Origin of the sequence: Eubacterium xylanophilum ATCC 35991, from assembly GCF_000518685.1 — a bacterium.
GTDB lineage: Bacteria > Bacillota > Clostridia > Lachnospirales > Lachnospiraceae > Eubacterium_F > Eubacterium_F xylanophilum.
This window is the reverse complement of the sequence record NZ_JAEB01000011.1, coordinates 17,916-38,653: the sequence shown is the minus strand read 5'-3', so window position 1 is coordinate 38,653 and position 20,738 is coordinate 17,916. Positions and strand designations below refer to the sequence as shown.

The following is a 20,738-nucleotide window of genomic DNA, read 5'->3' as shown; positions in this document are numbered from 1 at the left end:
GGTGACAAAATGCAAAGCAATAAAAACAATGAAAATATTGTCTGGCACAGTGGAAAGGTTTCAGAGGAGGACAGACAGAGAGTTCTGGGGCAAAAGGGAAAGGTCCTGTGGTTCACGGGTTTGTCGGGCTCTGGAAAATCCACTATTGCCGTCGAAGTGGAGAAGATGCTCAATGAGCAGGGAAAGGCAGTCTACCTGCTGGACGGAGACAATATTAGGTGTGGGATAAACTCAGATCTTGGTTTTTCTGACGAGGATCGCAATGAAAATATTCGCAGAATTGCTGAGATTGCAGCATTGTTTCGCGATGCGGGCATGATTGTGCTGGTCTCATTTATCTCACCATTTAGAAAAATGAGGCAATTTGCAAGGGAGCGAGCTGGTGAAGGTAACTTTGTGGAGATATATGTAAATACAGACTTTGAGACATGTATGGAGCGTGATCCCAAGGGGCTTTACAAGAAAAATATAGCAAATTTTACCGGTAAGGATTCCTCCTATGAGGCACCAGAGAATCCGGAAATTGTGTTGGATACCGTGAAGTACAGCGCTGAGGAATGCGCAGGTCAGGTCATTGATTACATATTTAATAGCTGAGGTGACTAATGAGCGATTTTTCTAAAAAAGTAATAAGCAAGATAAACAAGAAAAAACGTGAGTTTCTTGAAAATAGTCTGGCATCCAAGAAGAAAGTTCTCCATGTTGGTGGCGGAACGGTAGTGATTAGGCCCAAGGAATGGGTTGAACACGGAGCCAAGGAGTATCTCGGACTATTTTCTAGGCAAAACACATCTAAGATAAAGGGCAATATCAAGGAAGTCTTGATGTTATCTAGGACTTCGCAGTGCAAAGATTGGTTTTTGGAGCTTGAGCTCAGAAGTGAGAAGTGGACGTTTAACAAGATGTTGGCGGTTGTGAACCCGTACGGGGAATCGCCTCTGTCGGCAGTCGTGCTTTTTACAACCATGATGGAATATGGCGTTAGAGTTACGGTTAAGGGCGATATTCCTGAGACGGATATTGTATCGGAGTATCCTCGAACCAAGATGCATAGAATCCCCGTTTTGGGATTGTATGCCGGCCGTACTACAGATGTAGTAATTGAAATCCTTGATGACAATGGCGATGTCTGTGACAGTCGCAGGATTCCGCTTGAGACTCCTCCTCTTCCTGAGGACTTAGAAAATGTGATTGTTGCGAAGAAAATCAACAAGGAGTCGGCTTTTCAGAACATCCTGATATCCGGCGGTGTTGATATCAAGCCATGTGCCTTTGATAGGGAAGGAAAGATTAGATTCTATCTGAGCCGCAAACCAAAGGGTTACGGAATATTTCCGCTGTCTAAGGGCAGGTTCCTATTTATGGAGCAGGATATTTCTGCACCGACATTTACCAATCCACACTCGGTTCAGATGTATGATATGGACTATTTGGGGCGCGTCGGTAAGACTTATTTTGTAAAGAATGGGGCGCATCACACCGTGGAGGAAAAAACCAAGGATGGAAATATTCTGACGGCGGGAAATAGTCTGGAGGCAGATGAGCACTCGGAGGATCTGGTGCTTGAGCTGAATAGGGAGACGGCAGAAATCGTCCACAAGATTAAGGTCGGCGAGCTTTTTGATGATAAGTATCAAGATATGAAGGATTGGGCGCATATAAATTCAGCTTCCTACGATGAGGAGCAGGATTCTATGCTGGTGTCCATGAGAAATATTCACTCTGTTGCCAAGTTTGATTGGAGCGAGGACGAGATCAAGTGGATTATGGCAGATCCTAGGTTTTGGGAAGGCACCAAGATGACGGAAAAACTGCTAAAGCCAATCGGAGAAGTGCCGTGGTTTTATCAGCAGCACGCTGTGTTCGATGTGCCTATTGTGGAAAATCCGCCGAAAAATCATAGATATATAATGGTATTTGATAACCATTGGCACAAGAGGCGTAAGGTGAAGTTCTTTGATAAGGACAAGAACAGCTACGTTAGCTTCTATGACGTGGACGAGAAGGAACTGACTGTGAAGCTTTACAAGCGAATTAAGATTCCTAAGTCGAAGATCAGATCCAATGCTATTTTCGATGAGAAATCCAGACATCTCTATTCTATGGCGGGATACCTTGTCCCGGAGATAGATGGAAATCTCGGCGTGATTCAGGAGTTCGAATTCGACTCCGAGAAAAAACTTGCCGAGTACTATGTCAAACCTGGATTTTTCAGGGCACATGAGTTCCAACCGGACATGGTGTCCATGTCAAAGCCGCTTGTGAAGAATACAGACTATCTTCTCGGAGATTTGAAGAGACCAGAAAAATTATCCGAGGAACAAGCTGGGAATATTGATTTTAACAAATGCAAGTCTGGAAAACCGTCTGGAGATGTGTTTATGCGTCTCGCAGAAGATGTGCTTTATGTCCATGAGTCGGACCATTTGATACAAAAAGTATACTTCGTCGAGAAGGGCGGAGATGTCTATGAGGTCGACTATGATGATACACATCAGACAATGAAGACTTTTGAAAAAGCTCAATATTCAGTAATAATGTGGCTTGACAAATTGCCTGAAGGGCAGTATGATATTTATTTGAAGTCACATGGTGAGCTTTATAATAACAGACGCAAAATTACAAAACTTGATTAATACTGTTAAATGTAATAGCAGGGCCTGTGTAGCAAACGCACAGGCCTTGTTCTGTAGTTGTATGTTTGCCAATATGAAATGAGTGGTGATATATGAAAGAAAAAACTCACAAATGGAGCAAAGCGTTGTTAGGAGCGCTTGGCTTGGCTGCATTTTCATTCTTCGTTGCATCTCCAAGCAGTATGGTAGAGGCAAGGGTTGCAGTTGCGAGCAATGCGGATGTAGTGGTGGACCGAGATAATTTTGAGGTCCGTGCTAACGGTAATTCTATTATTTTAGAACAGGGAGACGATGAGTATAGTTTCCATATTTATAAGGATGTGGATTCTGATGGAAAAATCGACTCGGACGATGAGCAGATTACTTGGAAACATGAAGTAGAATATAATCTGCAAACTGGAGAACCAATTTATATTGACGATCCTAATTTCGACCAAAGTAATATGTATAACATTTATGGCTTATACGAGCAGACTTCATCAAAGCCAATCAGAATTACTGTAGAAAGTGGAAAGTTTAATAGTATTACAGGTTTACACGATAGTGCTATTAGTTCCAATGCAGGAACTGCACAGAGTGCATGTGCAATTACTGTTAATAGTCCATCGAAAGATACTACCAAGCTCAAACAAACCGTGGTTGGAAGTGTTTGTGCTGCTGATCAGAGTTCTTCAATCTCAGGAAACTGGGCAAGAGGTGTGGATTTGAATGTTCCAGTACCTAATGCCACTTTAACAAGTGTAATTGGTTTGAAAAACGGATCTAGTGTAACTCTTAATGGTGAGACCGGAACAGGAGTATACTTTTATTGCAAATCAAAAGCAACAGGTTCTATATCTGCTGTGAAAGGCGGAACTGTGTCTGTTCCAAAGTCACAGGCAGTTAGATATATTGCCAATTTTTCAGAGGGTTCAGGTTCGGCTGTTAGTGGAAATGTAGCAGCTATTGACGGAAATATAAGCGCTCCAGATAGCATTACAGGAGCTGTTGATATAACGGTCAGTACAGCAACGTTAACTAATGACAAGATTACGACACCACTTGCCTTTGTATCGGGCGCCAATATAACTGGTAATGTTACGATAGATACCAATAATGTAGTAACTACCGTTAAAGGTTTGAGTTTTGTCAAGGATTCCAACATCACAGGGGATTATTCTGTTGATATTGTAGGACAACTTGATATTGCGGAGAACTTTTACTTTGCGTATACAGAATTAGATAATAAAAAAATCGATGGAATTGTGTCACTTGATAAGAATGCAAGTGGTGTATTATCTGTGGCAGGAAATTGTGAGTTTATCAGTGGCTACAATGTGACTGGAAGTGTTTCGTCATTTATGGAGAGAATAACTCTTTCCGGATCATCTTCCAAACTCTGCGTTGCTAAGAATTCAACACTTTCAGATGGACTTACCTTGGGACTTACAACATTGAATTTCTCAGGCTCAAGTTCTCAGGCAAATATTCTCTCAGGCGGAAGCCTTGCAGGAAATCTCAATGCTACGTTTACAAATTCAGTTATCAAGAAAATGGGATATCTTGCCAATAATGCAGTTGTAACCGGAGCAGATGACTCTATAATTAAGTATGATAATGCAGATGTTTCTGCGTTGAATTCATCAAGCGGAACATTTTCAGGAAACCTTAAAGTGAGCACTACAAGTACGGATTCATCAGATAATTCGGAAATCAAAGAAGCGGTAACTGGACTCGATATCGATGGTGACTTGACGATTGAGTGTGACTCACATACAAGATTTTTGTCCGGAGGTGCATGTGTTGCGAAGAACAATACTGTGTCAGGCGACTTGAATATTACTCTGGATGGAGCTAGAGGTAGAAGTACATTTCCATTAACTGTATCACAGGGAAATCACGTTGGAGGTTCTGTCGTTGATAGTATTTCTGGAGTTGGCGGAATATCAACATTTACCGGAAGTATAAATGATGTGGTAACAGGAAATCTTTCTGTAGCTTCAGAGGGTAGCTCTTATTCAGGAGTGGTAAAACTTGCATATAATCCAACGGTAGACGGAGACTTGACAATCACAGCAAACAAGAAATCAACAACAGCCGCAAATGTTACTTCCAACAAATTTATGGCAATTGAGGGTGGAAAAGTATTGGGAAGTACGGTTGTTGATTTAGATCGTGTTGGATATTCTCCGGAGGAAGAGGACGATGAGGGATATTCACTCGTTTCCGGCGGAACATTTAATGACATAAATGTTTCTTCGGCTCATGCAGCAGTAGGTGATTCTGATTATTATATTATTAGTGGAGCGACTATAACAGGAAATGTAAGTGCTACATCAAACTCATCATCAAGATCTGTGAATACAGAACACGAGCTTGTTGGTATTAGGGCATGTAGCATAGCTGGTAATGCGACTGTTTCGATAACAGGAACAACAGAAACAACTCAACCGTATATCGTTGGAATAGAGGGTGCCTCTAATTCGTCAAGAACAGTAGTTGGCGGAAATGCTTCAGTAAATCTGAATGGTTGTACGGTAACTGGTGAAACTCGTTTTGTTGAGTGGGCTAATATAAGTGGAAAGACTTTACTAAACGCAATGGGATCATCATTTACTGATCTTTTTGATGCATATTACTCATCTTTTGGTGATACCGTAACTGAGACAGTTCTTGGTGCCTCAAGTGGAATGTCTGTCTCAAATAAGTATATTCAGGGTAATGGAGTTACTGCATTGGGGGATGATGTAGTAAGATTTAATGTTTCTTCTCCGGCATTCGTCGTGCCAACGTTATCTTCAACAAACTGGCAGATATATGCAAATGCTAGCAATGATAAGATAAATTATAATATAGATCTTGGAGGGGGATTACCTTCTGGATTTGAAAAACCAAGTTTCAAGCTTCCTTCAAAGGGAAATGCTCTGTCTAGTGGTGGTCTTTTCAAAGCTGGAGGAAAGTCATACATCTTCGGTGGATTCAAGGTTATTGATGGAGATTCCATCCCGGATGATGTAAATGTTCTGGAAAGATCAGATGTAGTAGTGGAGGGCGGAACATTTTCACCTGCCAGTGCGACTGTCGGAACCGGAGCAAGACTCTTCTATAGTGAGGGTACTGTATCAAATGATATAAAGACAAATTTCGGATCAAGCTATACATATTACTTGGTTGACACAACTTGCCAGAATAAGGAAATCGAAAAGCCAAATAGTACTATTGCATGCTCTTCAGCAGTTATTCCGAACGTAGATGCTGATAATAAGTATGCAAAAGCAAGTCAGAGTGTGGCTCTCACATTTACAGCGCCGGATGGATTCGCTGGATTGAATTTGGCATCTGTAAGTGCAAAGGCTGCATCCACAAACAGTGCGCTTAGCTTGACTAAGAGCGAAAACAAGGTGTCATTTACAATGCCAGCCGACAGAGTAAATCTCACATATTCATATGACAAATCTGTTGCGACACCAACACCGACACCAACACCGACGGTAGCACCAACGGTAGCGCCAACACCGACAGCAACTGCAACTGCAACAGTTAAGCCAACAGTGGCGCCAACGGAAGTGCCAACGGAAGTGCCAACGGCGACACCGACGGCCACACCAACAGTGGCACCAACGGAAGTGCCGACAGTAGCACCAACAGCTACTCCAGTAGCAACAACGAGCCCATTGCCAACAGTTGCACCAACGGTAGCACCAACGGCGACAGCGACGGTTAAGCCGACAGTTGCTCCAACAGTAGAGCCAACAGCGACGGCAACGGCTACAGCGACAGTTAAGCCAACAGTGGTACCAACGGAAGTGCCGACAGTAGCACCAACAGCTACTCCAGTAGCAACAACGAGCCCATTGCCAACAGTTGCACCAACAGTAGCGCCAACAGCAACACCAATACCAGTTGAGAATGCTGTAGGAAAGATCGTGCTGGATGAAGCTAATTGGTGGGAAGAGTTACTGGAGACTGTAACATTTGGAATATATAAGCCAGAAGGAACAGTAGTGACAATCGAAAGCAACCTTGCAAATTCAGATGTATTGTATTACATAGATACAGCAGGAAAAGAAAGGGTATTATCACCAGCACAGCTTAGATTTATGTCATGGAATAGCTATACAGGTCCAATAGAGCTTACAAACAGCAACAATGTTGTTTATGCGAAAATAGTAGACAATACCACAGAAGAGGTATATTACCTCTGCAGTGATGGAATAGTGATAAATGCTGCTGAAACGGCAACACCGGAAGTGACGAGTGAGCCGACAGTAGAGCCAACGCCAACAGCAACAGCAACGGCGACAGTAGCACCAACAGCGACGGCAACGGCGACAGCGACAGTTAAGCCAACAGCAACGCCAACGGCGACAGCGACAGTTAAGCCAACGGTAGAGCCAACAGCAACGCCAACGGCTACAGCGACAGTTAAGCCAACAGTTGCACCAACAGTAGCGCCAACGGCAACGCCAACGGCTACAGCGACAGTTAAGCCAACGGTGGCTCCAACAGCTAGCCCAACTGCAAGCGCATTGCCAACAGTAGCACCAACAGTTGCACCAACAGTAGCGCCAACAGCAACACCAATACCAGTTGAGAATGCTGTAGGAAAGATCGTGCTGGATGAAGCTAATTGGTGGGAAGAGTTACTGGAGACTGTAACATTTGGAATATATAAGCCAGAAGGAACAGTAGTGACAATCGAAAGCAACCTTGCAAATTCAGATGTATTGTATTACATAGATACAGCAGGAAAAGCAAGGGTATTATCACCAGCACAGCTTAGATTTATGTCATGGAATAGCTATACTGGTCCAATAGAGCTTACAAACAGCAACAATGTTGTTTATGCGAAAATAGTAGACAATACCACAGGAGAGCCACATTACCTCTGTAGTGATGGAATAGTGATAAATGATACTGAAACGGCAACACCGGAAGTGACAAGTGAGCCGACAGTTAAGCCAACGGTTGCACCAACGGTAGAGCCAACAGCAACGCCAACGGCTACAGCGACGGTTAAGCCAACAGTAGCACCAACAGTAGCGCCAACAGCAACGCCAACGGCTACAGCGACGGTTAAGCCAACAGTTGCACCAACGGTAGCGCCAACACCAACGGCAACGGCGACAGCGACAGCGACAGTTAAGCCAACGGTAGCTCCAACGGTGGCACCAACAGCAACGGCTAAGCCAACAGTTGCGCCAACGGCAGCGCCAACACCAACGGCGACAGCGACGGTTAAGCCAACAGTTGCACCGACGGCAGCGCCAACAGCAACGGCTACAGCGACGGTTAAGCCAACAGTTGCACCGACGGAAGTTCCAACGGCAACTCCAACAGCAAGCGCATTGCCAACAGTTGCACCAACAGTAGCACCAACAGCAACACCAATACCAATTGAGAATGCTGTAGGAAAGATTGTACTTGATGAAGCAAATTGGTGGGAAGAGTTACTGGAGACTGTAACATTTGGAATATATAAGCCAGCGGGAACAGTAGTGACAATCGAAAGCAACCTTGCAAATTCAGATGTATTGTATTACATAGATACAGCAGGAAAAGCAAGGGTATTATCACCAGCACAGCTTAGATTTATGACATGGAATAGCTATACAGGTCCAATAGAGCTTACAAACAGCAATAATGTTGTTTATGCGAGAATAGTAGACAATACCACAGGAGAGCCACATTACCTCTGCAGTAATGGAATAGTAATTAATGCTGATGAAACGGCCACACCAACGGCAACGGCGACTGCAACTGCAACAGTTAAGCCAACGGTAGCACCGACGGCTACCGCAACAGCAACAGTTAAGCCAACGGTAGCTCCAACAGCTGCACCAACGGCGACAGCGACAGTTAAGCCAACGGTGGCACCAACAGCTACCCCAACGGCAAGCACATTGCCAACAGTTGCTCCAACAACAGTACCAACAATCAATCCAACAGCAACACCACAACCAATCGAGAATGCTGCAGGAAAGATCGTGTTGGATGAAGCAAATTGGTGGGAAGAGTTGCTTAAGACAGTAACATTTGGAATTTATAAGCCAGCAGGAACAACAGTAACAATAGAGAGTTATTTGCCAGACTCTGATGTGTACTATTATGTAAGCGGTAATAGTAGCTCAAGGACATTGAGCAGAACACAGCTTGGCATTATCTCGTGGGAAAGCTATACTGGTCCGATAGAGCTTACAAACAATAATAATGTTGTTTATGCTAAAATAGTTGATAATAATACAGGAGATATATATTATCTCTGTAGTGAGGGAATAGTAGTTGATGTTGTGGCAACGCCAACTCCAACATCGGCCGTAACAAGTGAGCCGACAGCAACAGCTACGGTAGCACCAACAGCAACAGCGACAGCCACAAGCACAGCCGTACCAACAGCAACAGCGACAGCTACAAGCACAGCTGTACCGACAGCAACAGCGACAGCTACAAGCACAGCTGTACCAACAGCAACGGCGACAGCCACAAGCACAGCCGTACCGACAGCAACAGCGACAGCTACAAGCACAGCTGTACCAACAGCAACGGCGACAGCTGCAAGCACAGCTGTACCAACAGCAACGGCGACAGCTACAAGTACTGCTGTACCAACAGCAACGGCTACGGTAGCACCGACAGCGACAGCTGCAAGTACTGCCACACCAACGGTTAAGCCATCATCAACACCAATTCCAAGAGAAAGTGTTGCAGGAAGAATTGCTCTTGATGAAAACAATTGGTGGGAAGAGTTATTGGGCACAGTAAGCTTTGGTATTTACAAACCAGAGGGAACCAATGTAGAGATTGAGAGCTATTTAGCAGATTCAGATATTTACTATTTTGTGAGCTCATCAACTGATACAAAGGCTTTGACAGAGAAAGAACTTGAGTTGGTTTCATGGACAAGCTACACGGTACCGGTAGAACTTACGAATAATAATAATGTTGTATATGCTAAGATAGTAGATAAGCTTACAGGATATGTTTATTATCTATGTAGCGAGGGAGTAGTAATTGGTGCTGAACCAACAGCTGAACCAACAGCTACACCAACGGTAGCACCAACGGCCACACCAACGGCTACACCAACGGTAGCACCAACAGTAGCACCAACAGCAACACCAACGGCTACACCAACGGTAGCACCAACAGTGACACCAACAGTGACACCAACGGTAGCACCAACAGCAACACCGACAGCTACACCAACGATAGCACCAACAGCAACACCGACGGCCACACCAACAGTGGCACCAACGGTAGAGCCAACAGTGGCACCAACGGTGGCACCAACAGTGGCACCAACGGTAGAGCCAACAGTGGCACCAACAGATGTTCCAACAGCTACGCCTAATGCTTCATTTAGTCCATCTGAGGAACCAAGCATGACTCCTGATGTGGTTGTCGAGACAGAGAGTCCGCTTCCAGAGGAGATGTTTACAGTTTCTATTGGAACGAAGCTTATGGATAACAAGTCTAAGGCAACATTTGTTGTGAAGTCTACTGGAGGAAATAAGACAGTTGCATTTGTATCTTCTGGCAAGAAGAATGCAAAAACTGTTAAGGTTCCATCAAGCATAAGCTTATACGGTGTGAAATTCAAAGTTACAAGTATTGCTAAGGGTGCATTTGCGAAGAATAAGAAACTGAAGAAGGTAGTATTGCCTAATGGTATTACGGAGATCAAAGCAAAGGCGTTCTTTAATTGTAAGAATCTTCGATCAATTGTAATACCGAAGACAGTTAAGAAGATCGGAGCAAAAGCATTCTATGGCTGTAAGAAGCTTAAGAAGATAAATATTAAGACTAAGAAACTTACCATGAAGAGAGTCGGCAACAAGGCATTTGCTAAGATTCACAAGAAGGCTAGGGTAAAGGTATCCAAGAAGAAGCTTGTGAAGAAATACAAGAAGATCTTGAAAAAGCGCGGACTTAAGGGTAAGAAACAGAAAGTTAAATAAATTATGTTATGTAGAGCCTGCGGATCGAATATGGTCTGCAGGCTTTTTCATCCGTATATCAAGAAAGCCCCCCGAACCCCCAACCCTCCCCATATCCCGAAAACCACGAAAAACCAGCGAAAATTCAGAAACTTAAACGTTTACTTGAAATCATAATTCTAGTATGTTAGTATTAAGTATAATAGATTAGATCCGTTTGTCGGAAGAAGTTATAGACAAGAAGGAGTATTTATGGTATTACACTGGGAAGACTATGAAAGAGTAGCGAGAGAAGCTATAGATGAGGGCTGTGTGCTACTGAAGAATGATGGGGTTTTGCCACTTTTGGACGATGAGAAGCAGGATGTCAGGCTGTCTGTTTTTGGGCGAATTTCGGAGTACTATTATAGGAGCGGTTCGGGGTCAGGAGGACTTGTAAATGTTCACAAATCTGTGGGAATCATGGATGCTTTGGAGGAGGATTCGGCTGTTCAGGTTGACAGAGAATTGCGTGAGATTTATCTAAAATGGTGCGAAGAGAATCCGGTTGATATGGGGACCGGATGGGCTTCAGAGCCTTTGAGTCAGCCTGAGATGCCTATTGATGAGGAGATTGTTGCAGGGGCGGCGTCAAGAAGTGATGCGGCTCTTATTGTAGTTGGCCGATATGCGGGAGAGGATAGAGATTGCACTGATGAACCCGGAGCATATCAGCTTTTGCCGGAGGAAGTGGACCTTATTCAGAAGGTCACTGCGAATTTTGAGAAGAGCATTCTCGTGATTAATGCAGGATTTGTGATTGATCTATCTCATGAATGCATAGACCAATGTGATGCAATTCTCTATGCGTGGCAAGGTGGCATGCTTGGCGGATATGGGGTATCAGACGTGATTCTTGGCCGTGTCAACCCTTCCGGAAGACTAACGGATACTATTGCTAAGAATATAAGTGATTATCCATCAAATGAGAATTTTGGCGATGTGGTAAAGAATTATTACAAAGAAGATATATATGTGGGATATAGGTATTTTTCCTGTGGTGAGGATGACAAAGTGCGATATCCATTTGGTTTTGGCCTCTCATATACAAGTTTTGATATCTCTGAAGCAACATTGAAAGTGGAAAATCTCAAGGATGATATCGAGATTCAGTGTAAGGTCAAGAATACCGGTGAGAGGGCCGGAAAGCAAGTTGTGCAGTGCTACGTAAAGGCGCCCCAAGGAAAGCTTGGAAAGCCTGCAAGAGCATTGATAGGGTATGCAAAGACCGAGGAAATTGCACCGGGACAAGAGGAGATGGTACACATCACTGTGGATCCATACGTGTTCGCATCTTATGACGAGACCGGAGTCAGTGGCTATGAAAGCTCATACGTTCACGAGGCGGGAGAGTATGTGTTCTACATCGGTGAAAATGCTATTGACAATCGAAAGTTTGGAGTATTTTGCAACAAAGAAACTACTCTTGTAGAAAAACTGCGCCAAGAATTAGCTCCAATTGAAGAATTCCAGCGTATTAAGCCGGTTTTGGTTGACGGAATATTTTCCGGTTGGACAAGGGAAAATGTTCCGACAGGGGAGCCTGAGGATACCAAAAAGCGTTGGGAGCGAGCTGAAAAATTGACAGAAATTGCCTATACCGGTGACAAGGGAATTAAGCTTGATGATGTTGCTGATGGCAAAAATAGTATAGATGAATTTATAGGCCAGATGAGTGATGAGGACTTGGCATGTATAGCAAGAGGCGAGGGCATGGGAAGTCCCTTGGTTACACCGGGTACGGCATCAGCATATGGTGGCATGAATGCTCATATGAGGGAACTTGGAATTCCTTGTGGATGCTGTTCTGATGGACCATCGGGAATGCGAATTGACAGTGGTTCGTATGCATTTAGCTTGCCTTGTGGAACCATGTTAGCTTGTACGTTTAATGACGAGTTGGTAGAGAAACTTTACGGATATCTGGGAATGGAGATGTTGACAAAGCATGTGGACAACATTTTGGGTCCGGGGGTAAATATTCACAGGCATCCACTCAATGGACGAAATTTTGAGTATTTTTCAGAGGATCCGCTGGTGTCCGGAAAAATGGCAGCTGCAATATATCGTGGCTTGCATAAGTACGGGGTTACCGGTACTATCAAGCATTTTGCGGCGAATAACCAAGAGAAGAGAAGATATGACATAGATTCGGTTATTTCCGAGAGAGCTGTTCGAGAGATATATCTGAGACCTTATGAGATCGCAGTTAAGCAGGGTGGAGCGGACTCGGTTATGACTTCATACGGAAAGCTCAATGGAGGCTGGACTGCAGGCAGATTTGAGCTCAATACAAGGGTGCTAAGAGAAGAATGGGGATTTAAGGGAATTGTCATGACGGATTGGGCTGCAAGTATTAGTGAACAATGTGGTGAGCCTAGCAAAAACAACCTACATGTGATGATAGGCGCGGGAAATAACATTTATATGGTTTTTTCCAAGGCAGAGATCAATTCCAATCATGATACAACTGTGGAGGAGATTGAGAAGGGCGGAATCACAAGGGCTGAGCTCCAGAACAATGCAAGGGAGATTTTGCTTCAACTCATGGATATGCCTGCATTTAAACGCCAAAGAGGTGAGATTGATAGCGTAGAAATACAGGGAAGAGTTACGGAAGACGAGGATCTTGATTGGGAAGATGTACAGTATTACACATTGGGAGACTATCTGAAGATTGATCTTTCTGACAAGAGTACTGACAAAGGGGCGAGTGTGTCAATCGGACTTGAGACTGAGAAGACTGGATTGTACAAGATTGTATTTAACTATGTGTCAGATTTGGGACCATTAGCACAGACGCCTGTTACTATATTTTCTCAAAATATGCCCCGTGGAGTGGTTACTTTCTTTGGAACGGAGGGCAAGCATGAAAGCGTTGAGAAGACAGTAAATATTGTCTCAAGGTACTCTGTTGACAGGTTTAAGTTTATGCAGAGTGGAGTTAAGCTTGACAGCATAGAACTAGAGCTCATAGAGAGTATCTCTCACGAGTTTACCGTTGGAGATACTGAGGAAAGTGACAAGCCTGTGGAATCAGATTACGTTTTTGTATAAAAAAAATAAAAAAAATTTTTTTGGCAGGATTATAGGTGATTGATAATCCTGCCACGTCTCGTTATAAGAGCCTAAAAGCCCGAAAATAAGGGGGTTATGGGGTGAAATAATACTCGGGGCACATACTTAAAGCACTATCAATAGCGTTGTCGGTTAAGCAGAAAAGGCAACTTGCTTATCACATGCCTAAAATTATAAATTGTGTTTTTTTCTATTTTTGGTAAAATAAATTAATAGAGAAACAATAATAAACATATCAAAGGAAAAGGTGAATATAACTATGATACATAAACAAACGACCAAGGAAGTATTGAGTGCATCAATTCATGACCTTGCAACGACAAAGCCGTTTAGTAAGATTACTATTAGGGAGATTGCGTATAACTGTGGTGTATCAGCAACAACATTTTACAATCATTTCCATGATAAGTTTGATCTTATTATCTGGGAATTCAATATCAAGATTGAGAACATCTACAAGAAGTTTGAAGATGGCGAGATTACTTGGAAAGGCGTGATTGTCGAATTGATAGAGTTGTTTGGTGATGACCAGCAGTTCTATATCAATGCAATTAGAGATCACCAATCTGGCAATCTCTTCTTCGAGACTAAGGATGTTAGAGCTATTGAGCTTTTTACTGATATCGTTGAGAAACGTACAGGAAAGAAGCCATCAGAGGAAATTAACTTTGATCTCACTCTCTATGTAAAGGGAATTTCATATTGTATCGCTGAGTGGTACGTTAATACTCCTGAGTATAGCAAAGAAGCTCTTGCAGAGTATCTCTACAACATCAGACCTTCTAAGCTTCAGGATATCATTAAATAAGATAATTGCAGCGGGTCCCTCTTGGATGAGGGACCTTTTTTTATTTGGAAACGCATATTGCTGGTCTTACTCACGTCGTTCGTAAGACAATTTTTTCTGACACATTTTTGACGATATTGACACGTATAATTTTTTGTGGTATATTGAGAAAAGTGCCTAAATTTAAATGAAAAGTTGTTTTTGGAGGTTAAGATGAAAGAATTCGAGTACAAAGTTACGATGATCGTTCCAATATATAATATGGAGGATTTCCTGAGAGAATGTCTTGATTCTCTCGTGGCGCAGACTATCGCGCCTGAAGAGTTTGAGATTCTTCTCATCGATGATGGGTCACCTGATAACAGCATTGATATTATGAATGAGTATGCTGCAAAGTACCCCAATATGAAAATACTCAGAAAAGAAAATGAAGGTTTGTCAAGAACGCGTAACTATGGAATCAAACGCGCCAAGGGCAAATATATCATGTACATTGATGCAGATGACACTTTGTCGCCTGAGACGGTGGAGAGTGTTTGCAAGTTCTTTGATAAGCATTATGACGAGATTGATTTGTGTACATATATGGAGATTCCGCTTATCGATGGCGAGGAGGGAAGACCTCACTACAGATATAAGACATTGGTGGATTCTGGTGTATATGATTTGACAAGGCCAGAGAACGTATTTATCTCACAGACACGTGTCAACGTATGTGTTAAGAATATGGGCGAGGAAAATGTTCTGTTCGACCTCGACAGAGAATTCCGCCACGAAGATCAGAAGTATTGTATTCAGGTAGTTCGCAAAAAGATGAAGATCGGATATTGCAATAAGGGTGTTTATTATTATCTACACCAGCCACAGAGCATCGTGCGAACATTTTTCTATGCTTACTATATATTTGAAAAGACTATGAAGTTCTGGGAGGAAATCTTTGACTACTACGGTGATGGTCCAATTCCTCAGTACATCCAGGCTTTGTATATCAATGATGTGAGTTGGAAGACGTGCAGCGATATTCTTCTTCCATACCACTATGATGAAGAGAAGCTTGCCGAGGCAAAGAGCAGGATTCTTCGTCTTTTGAATAAGGTGGACGACGACGTTATCTTGCGTCATCCAAGTGTTGATAATTTCCATCGCCAGTTTTATATAAATCTCAAAGAGGGCAATGACATAAAGGTTATGACCGGTCCTAATGAGATTACAGTGACTAATCACGGAAGAGTTATCTATGATACCAAGGGAATCGAGATTGTGTTGCTCAGATTCCGTGTCAAGGATAATAAGATTAGGTTCATAGGATTTATCAAGTCAGCTGTATTCAATCATCTTGATAAGCCAAAACTTTTCTTTATAAGGAATCACAATTTTGAGAAGGCGAAGGAAGTTGACCTTAGAAAGTCTTCTTGGAATTACTATAGAGCTAAGCTAGAGACCAATAATTTCTGGCTGTTTGAGCAGGAGATAAGTCTCAAGGGACTTCGTTCTTTTGAGTTTAAAGTTGATGTTGATGGTCAGCTCTTTGATACATATTATTACTTTATGCACAGAGTTAGATTCAACAACCCTAACAAGAAGAATATTATTTACGAAGAGGGCAGGGAGATAACCTTTGACAAGGGAACATTTTACGTTCGCAAGGCGAAGGAGGAGAAGTATCAAGAGTATGTGAGGAAGATGAAGAGAAGATTCCGTCGCTCTGACAGGAAACTTTGGTTCCTCAGAAATCTCTGTATGAAGAAGATTGATAAGTATGAAAATGTCTGGCTCTACTACGATTGTAAGGGCGTTGCGAAGGACAATGGATACTACCAGTTCGAGCATGACTTTGACAAGAATGACGGAGTTGAGAGATATTATATAATTAACGAGGAGGATTTCAAGGCCAAGAGAAATCAATTCCCAAGAAAGTATCACAGCCATATGGTACAGTTTGGAAGCTTGTTCCACAAGTACCTTTACCTGAAGTCCAGAAAGATTATTACCGCGTTCATCGAGTACAACAATTACAGTCCATTTACGAGAAAGCGTTTTGCTAAGCTCAATGACGTGAACAATGACGCAGATATCATCTACCTTCAGCACGGTGTGCTTCATGCACATGTGCCATGGAAATATTCCCTCGACCGACTTGTCATTGAGAAGGAAGTTATCTCGACACATTATGAGAAGGACAATCTCATCAACAACTACTGTTTCAATGAGAAGGCCCTTATACCATGTGGAATGCCTAGATATGACCATATAGATACGGAGAAGGAGCCTGTAAACAGAATTCTCTTCGCGCCATCTTGGAGAAAGTATCTCGTTGGAATGGTGGGCTCAGAGTGGGTAACTACAGAGGGCAAATTCCTCAATTCCAAGTTCTTTGAGGAGACGAGTAAGTTCCTAAATAGTCCGGAACTCGAGAAGATGCTCGAGAAGAATGACTTCTATCTCGACTTCAAGCTCCATCCAATTCTCGAGAGATATAAGCATCTCTATGAGATTAAGAACAAGAGAGTTGTAATGGCTGAGAAGACTGTCGCTGAGACAGATTACAAGATTTTCATGACAGATTTCTCATCATTTGTGTTTGATTTTGTATACCTTGAGAGACCTATCATCTACTTCCTACCTGACCGCGACATGTTCCTCGCAGGTATGAATGACTATCGCCAGATTGACATTCCATTCGAAGATGGATTTGGAGAGTTGGCGCTTAGTGCGGATGATGCTGTTAAGGCGGTGCAGAATATTTTAAATAATGGATGCAAGCCGGCACCTAAGTACGCTGAGAAGATGAAGACATTCTTTATTCACAAGGACAACAAGCAGTCAGATCGTCTTTATGAGGCGCTTATCAAGGAGTAATTAATGACGTTAAACCAATTAAAGTATATAATTGAAATAGCGGAAACCGGGTCTATCTCAACTGCAGCAAAGCGCCTCTTTGTGGCGCAGCCTAGTTTATCCAAAGCGGTTGCGGAGCTGGAGAAGGAGATGGGCATAAAAATATTTAACAGAAGCAACAGGGGCGTTTATTTGTCTGAGGATGGGACGAAGTTTTTGTCCTATGCCAGACAGATTGTAGAGCAGGCGGAGATACTGGAAAGCGAGTATACAGCATCTCCTCCTCCTCGGCGCGCCTTTTCTGTATCTTCTCAGCACTATGCATTCGTGGTAAATGCATTTGTTGAACTGGTGCGAGAATATGGCAAGGAGAAGTATGAATTTACGCTTAGAGAGCTGAAGACCGCGGAAATCATTGAGGATGTGCGCACGCACAGAAGCGATATAGGTATTATCTTCCTCTGCAATTTCAACAGAGAGGTGATCACCCACATTCTCCAGAAGGAGGACATAGAGTTTGTGCCTCTTTTTTCTGCGAAGCCCCACGTGTTTGTCAGCAGAGATAATCCGCTTGTGGGGAGAAAGTCCGTGTCTCTCGAGGATTTGAAGGACTATCCGAGGCTTACATACGATCAGGGTGTGAAGAATTCCTTCTACTTTGCAGAGGAGCTTCATATCACGGCGGAGTCGCCGAAGAATATTGTGGTTTCCGATAGAGCGACTCTATTTAATTTGTTGATTGGTCTAGATGGCTATACTATTTCTTCCGGCATTCTCAGCGAGGATCTCAATGGCGACAACATAGTGGCGATTCCTCTTGAGAGCGACGAGAATATGGAGATTGGCTACATTGTGAGCAGTGACAGACCGCTGAATGCCATGACTGAACGTTATCTGGAGCATCTCAACAAGTATATAACCAATTACTCGTCTTGATATAGCTTTAAACTATAATGGTCTATGATTATTATATATTAACGCATTGCAATCCTTCTGTGGTATATTAATTTACAGATTAAGAAAACCACAGGAGGATTATTATTATGCAAACATCTATAATTGGATACCCTAGAATAGGAAATTTGAGAGAGTTGAAATTCGCCAGCGAGAAGTATTTTCGCGGAGAGGTTTCAGCTGAGGAGTTAGAAAAAACGGCGAAGGAGATTCGTCAATACAATTTGAAAATTCAGAGAGAGTCAGGGCTTGATTTTATTCCATCAAATGATTTTTCTTTCTATGATGGAGTTCTTGATACTGCTTTTATGCTCGGCGTTGTTCCCAAGCGATATAAAGATTTAAAGCTTTCAAAGCTTGACACCTATTTTGCTGCGGCCCGCGGTTATCAGGGGGCAAATGGTGATGTGAAGGCTCTTGCCATGAAAAAATGGTACAATACTAACTATCATTATCTAGTGCCTGAGTTTGATGATGATGTGATTGTAAAATTGGAGGACACTAAGCCACTTGACCTCTTTGGGGAAGCTAAGGAAGTCGGTGTTACGACAAAGTGCGTGGTTGTCGGACCATTTTCCTTTTTAAAACTTGCAAAGTACACGGGGAAGAAGACACTGGAAGACTATGTTGATTCGGTTGCTGATGCCTATATCAAGTTGATAGAAAAATATTCCGCCATCGGGGGAGAGTGGCTCCAGATTGACGAGCCATCACTTGTGCTTGATCTCGATGCGGAGGATATAGAGTTATTTGAGAAGCTCTATAAGAAGATTCTTGCAAGTAAGGCCAGTGTAAAGGTGCTGCTACAGACGTATTTTGGTGATGTGAGGGATTGCTATGAGAACATCATCGGGCTTGACTTTGATGGTGTGGGGCTTGATTTTGTGGAAGGTAAGAAGAGCCTTGAGCTTGTGAAGAAGCACAAATTCCCGGACAGCAAGGTGCTTTTTGCAGGAGTAGTTAATGGCAAAAATATCTGGAAAAATAATTACCAGTGCACATTAAATAAGCTGGACGAGATTGGTGAGTGTGCAAAGAATGTGGTAATTAGCACATCTTGTTCTTTGCTCCATGTGCCTTGTACGTTGAAAAATGAGACAAAACTTGAGGAGAATTACACTAGATACTTTGCATTTGCAGAAGAAAAACTGCAGGAGATTGCAGATCTGAAGAGTATACTTGGTGCAGATAGCAGGGAGACAGTGAGTACATATATCGAGAATGTAGAGCTTTTTGAGAAAGAGAGATTCGTGGAGAATCAGGAAATCAAGGCTAGGATTGCAGCGTTAACTGAAGAGGATTTTGTGAGAAAACCTGCTTTTGACGAGCGAGAGAAAATCCAGAAGGAGAGACTTGGGCTTCCTGTGTTCCCTACAACTACTATCGGATCATTTCCACAGACTAAGGACGTGAAGGCGAAGCGTACGGCACTGAGAAAGGGCGAGATTTCTCTGGAAGACTACGAGGGATTTGTAAAGCACAAGATTGCCGAGTGCGTAAAGATTCAAGAGGATATCGGACTTGATGTGCTTGTCCACGGCGAGTTCGAGAGAAATGATATGGTTGAGTACTTTGGTGAGCAGCTTCAGGGGTATGTATTTACTGAGAAGGCGTGGGTTCAGTCCTATGGAACGAGATGCGTCAAGCCACCTATCGTATGGGGTGATGTTTCCAGAAAAGATGCTATGACAGTTAAGTGGAGCAGTTATGCACAGAGACTCACAGATAAACCAATGAAGGGAATGCTCACAGGTCCCGTTACAATCCTCAACTGGTCATTCCCTCGTGAGGATATCTCATTGAAGGAAAGCGCATTCCAGATAGCTTGCGCTATTCGCGAGGAGGTTCTGGATCTTGAGGCAGCAGGAATCTCAATTATTCAGGTCGACGAGGCGGCGCTTAGAGAGAAGCTTCCCCTCAGAAAGAGCGATTGGAACGAGGATTATCTCGATTGGGCAATCCCTGCATTCAGATATGTACACACAGGCGTGAAACCGGAGACGCAGATTCATACACATATGTGCTACAGTGAGTTTGCAGATATTATCGGTGCAATAGACGACATGGATGCAGATGTAATAACTTTTGAGGCATCGAGGTCGGATCTAAGCATCCTAGAAGTTCTCAAAGCATCTAATTTTAGGACTGAAGTTGGACCTGGAGTATATGATATTCATTCTCCGCGAATTCCTAGTAAAGATGAAATATTAGAGGCTGTTGATAAGATGAGAGAAAATGTGGAAACAAGCAAGTTGTGGCTTAATCCGGACTGTGGTCTAAAGACAAGAGGGTATGAAGAGACAATCCCAAGTCTTAAGAATATGGTGTTGGCTGCAAAAGAAGTTAGAGCAGATATTTGACAATTCAACCATAACTTGGTAAACTAGAGTATATGTTTTTGTTATAGTATGGGATTTGTGTGCCTTATCGCAGAAAATGGCGGAACATTTATCTGTAAAAAAGGGAGTCCCGATAATATAAAGAAGAGAG

Annotated in this window: 8 protein-coding genes; all 8 read left to right on the top strand. The window is 42.9% G+C overall.

Annotation, left to right across the window (positions count from 1 at the left end; genetic code table 11):
* Window positions 1–9 precede the first annotated feature (9 nt).
* The 8 genes from cysC (at window position 10) to metE (ending at window position 20,608) form a co-directional block, all read left to right on the top strand.
* Window positions 10–597, top strand: a complete 588-nt coding sequence (gene cysC / locus L877_RS0102680) for an adenylyl-sulfate kinase (RefSeq protein WP_026834781.1) — start codon at window positions 10–12, stop codon at window positions 595–597.
* Between the two features lie 8 nt (window positions 598–605).
* The gene (locus L877_RS0102675; RefSeq protein ID WP_026834780.1) at window positions 606–2,636 is read left to right on the top strand and encodes an aryl-sulfate sulfotransferase; all 2,031 of its coding nucleotides are present in this window, start codon (window positions 606–608) and stop codon (window positions 2,634–2,636) included.
* 92 nt (window positions 2,637–2,728) lie between these two features.
* The gene (locus L877_RS14035) at window positions 2,729–10,573 is read left to right on the top strand and encodes a leucine-rich repeat protein (protein ID WP_026834779.1); all 7,845 of its coding nucleotides are present in this window, start codon (window positions 2,729–2,731) and stop codon (window positions 10,571–10,573) included.
* Between the two features lie 231 nt (window positions 10,574–10,804).
* Window positions 10,805–13,648 carry a glycoside hydrolase family 3 protein gene (locus L877_RS11850; protein WP_084554738.1) on the top strand — a complete coding sequence of 948 codons (2,844 nt, stop codon included), beginning with the start codon at window positions 10,805–10,807 and terminating at the stop codon, window positions 13,646–13,648.
* A 280-nt stretch (window positions 13,649–13,928) separates the two neighbouring features.
* Entirely contained in the window at window positions 13,929–14,477 is a 549-nt protein-coding gene (locus L877_RS13310; protein ID WP_026834778.1) for a TetR family transcriptional regulator, read from the top strand.
* A 192-nt stretch (window positions 14,478–14,669) separates the two neighbouring features.
* Window positions 14,670–17,315: a bifunctional glycosyltransferase/CDP-glycerol:glycerophosphate glycerophosphotransferase gene (locus tag L877_RS0102655; RefSeq protein WP_026834777.1), complete on the top strand. Its 2,646-nt coding sequence runs from the start codon at window positions 14,670–14,672 to the stop codon at window positions 17,313–17,315.
* Window positions 17,316–17,318: 3 nt separating this feature from the next.
* Window positions 17,319–18,230: a LysR family transcriptional regulator gene (locus L877_RS0102650; protein WP_026834776.1), complete on the top strand. Its 912-nt coding sequence runs from the start codon at window positions 17,319–17,321 to the stop codon at window positions 18,228–18,230.
* Window positions 18,231–18,337: 107 nt separating this feature from the next.
* Window positions 18,338–20,608 (top strand): 5-methyltetrahydropteroyltriglutamate--homocysteine S-methyltransferase, encoded by a 2,271-nt coding sequence (gene metE, locus L877_RS0102645; protein ID WP_026834775.1) that lies wholly within the window; start codon window positions 18,338–18,340, stop codon window positions 20,606–20,608.
* Window positions 20,609–20,738 lie beyond the last annotated feature (130 nt).

Coding starts and splice junctions, on each gene's coding strand:
- cysC (WP_026834781.1), top strand. CDS start 10: ATGCAAAGCAATAAAAACAATGAAAATATTGTCTGGCACAGTGGAAAG.
- L877_RS0102675 (WP_026834780.1), top strand. CDS start 606: ATGAGCGATTTTTCTAAAAAAGTAATAAGCAAGATAAACAAGAAAAAA.
- L877_RS14035 (WP_026834779.1), top strand. CDS start 2,729: ATGAAAGAAAAAACTCACAAATGGAGCAAAGCGTTGTTAGGAGCGCTT.
- L877_RS11850 (WP_084554738.1), top strand. CDS start 10,805: ATGGTATTACACTGGGAAGACTATGAAAGAGTAGCGAGAGAAGCTATA.
- L877_RS13310 (WP_026834778.1), top strand. CDS start 13,929: ATGATACATAAACAAACGACCAAGGAAGTATTGAGTGCATCAATTCAT.
- L877_RS0102655 (WP_026834777.1), top strand. CDS start 14,670: ATGAAAGAATTCGAGTACAAAGTTACGATGATCGTTCCAATATATAAT.
- L877_RS0102650 (WP_026834776.1), top strand. CDS start 17,319: ATGACGTTAAACCAATTAAAGTATATAATTGAAATAGCGGAAACCGGG.
- metE (WP_026834775.1), top strand. CDS start 18,338: ATGCAAACATCTATAATTGGATACCCTAGAATAGGAAATTTGAGAGAG.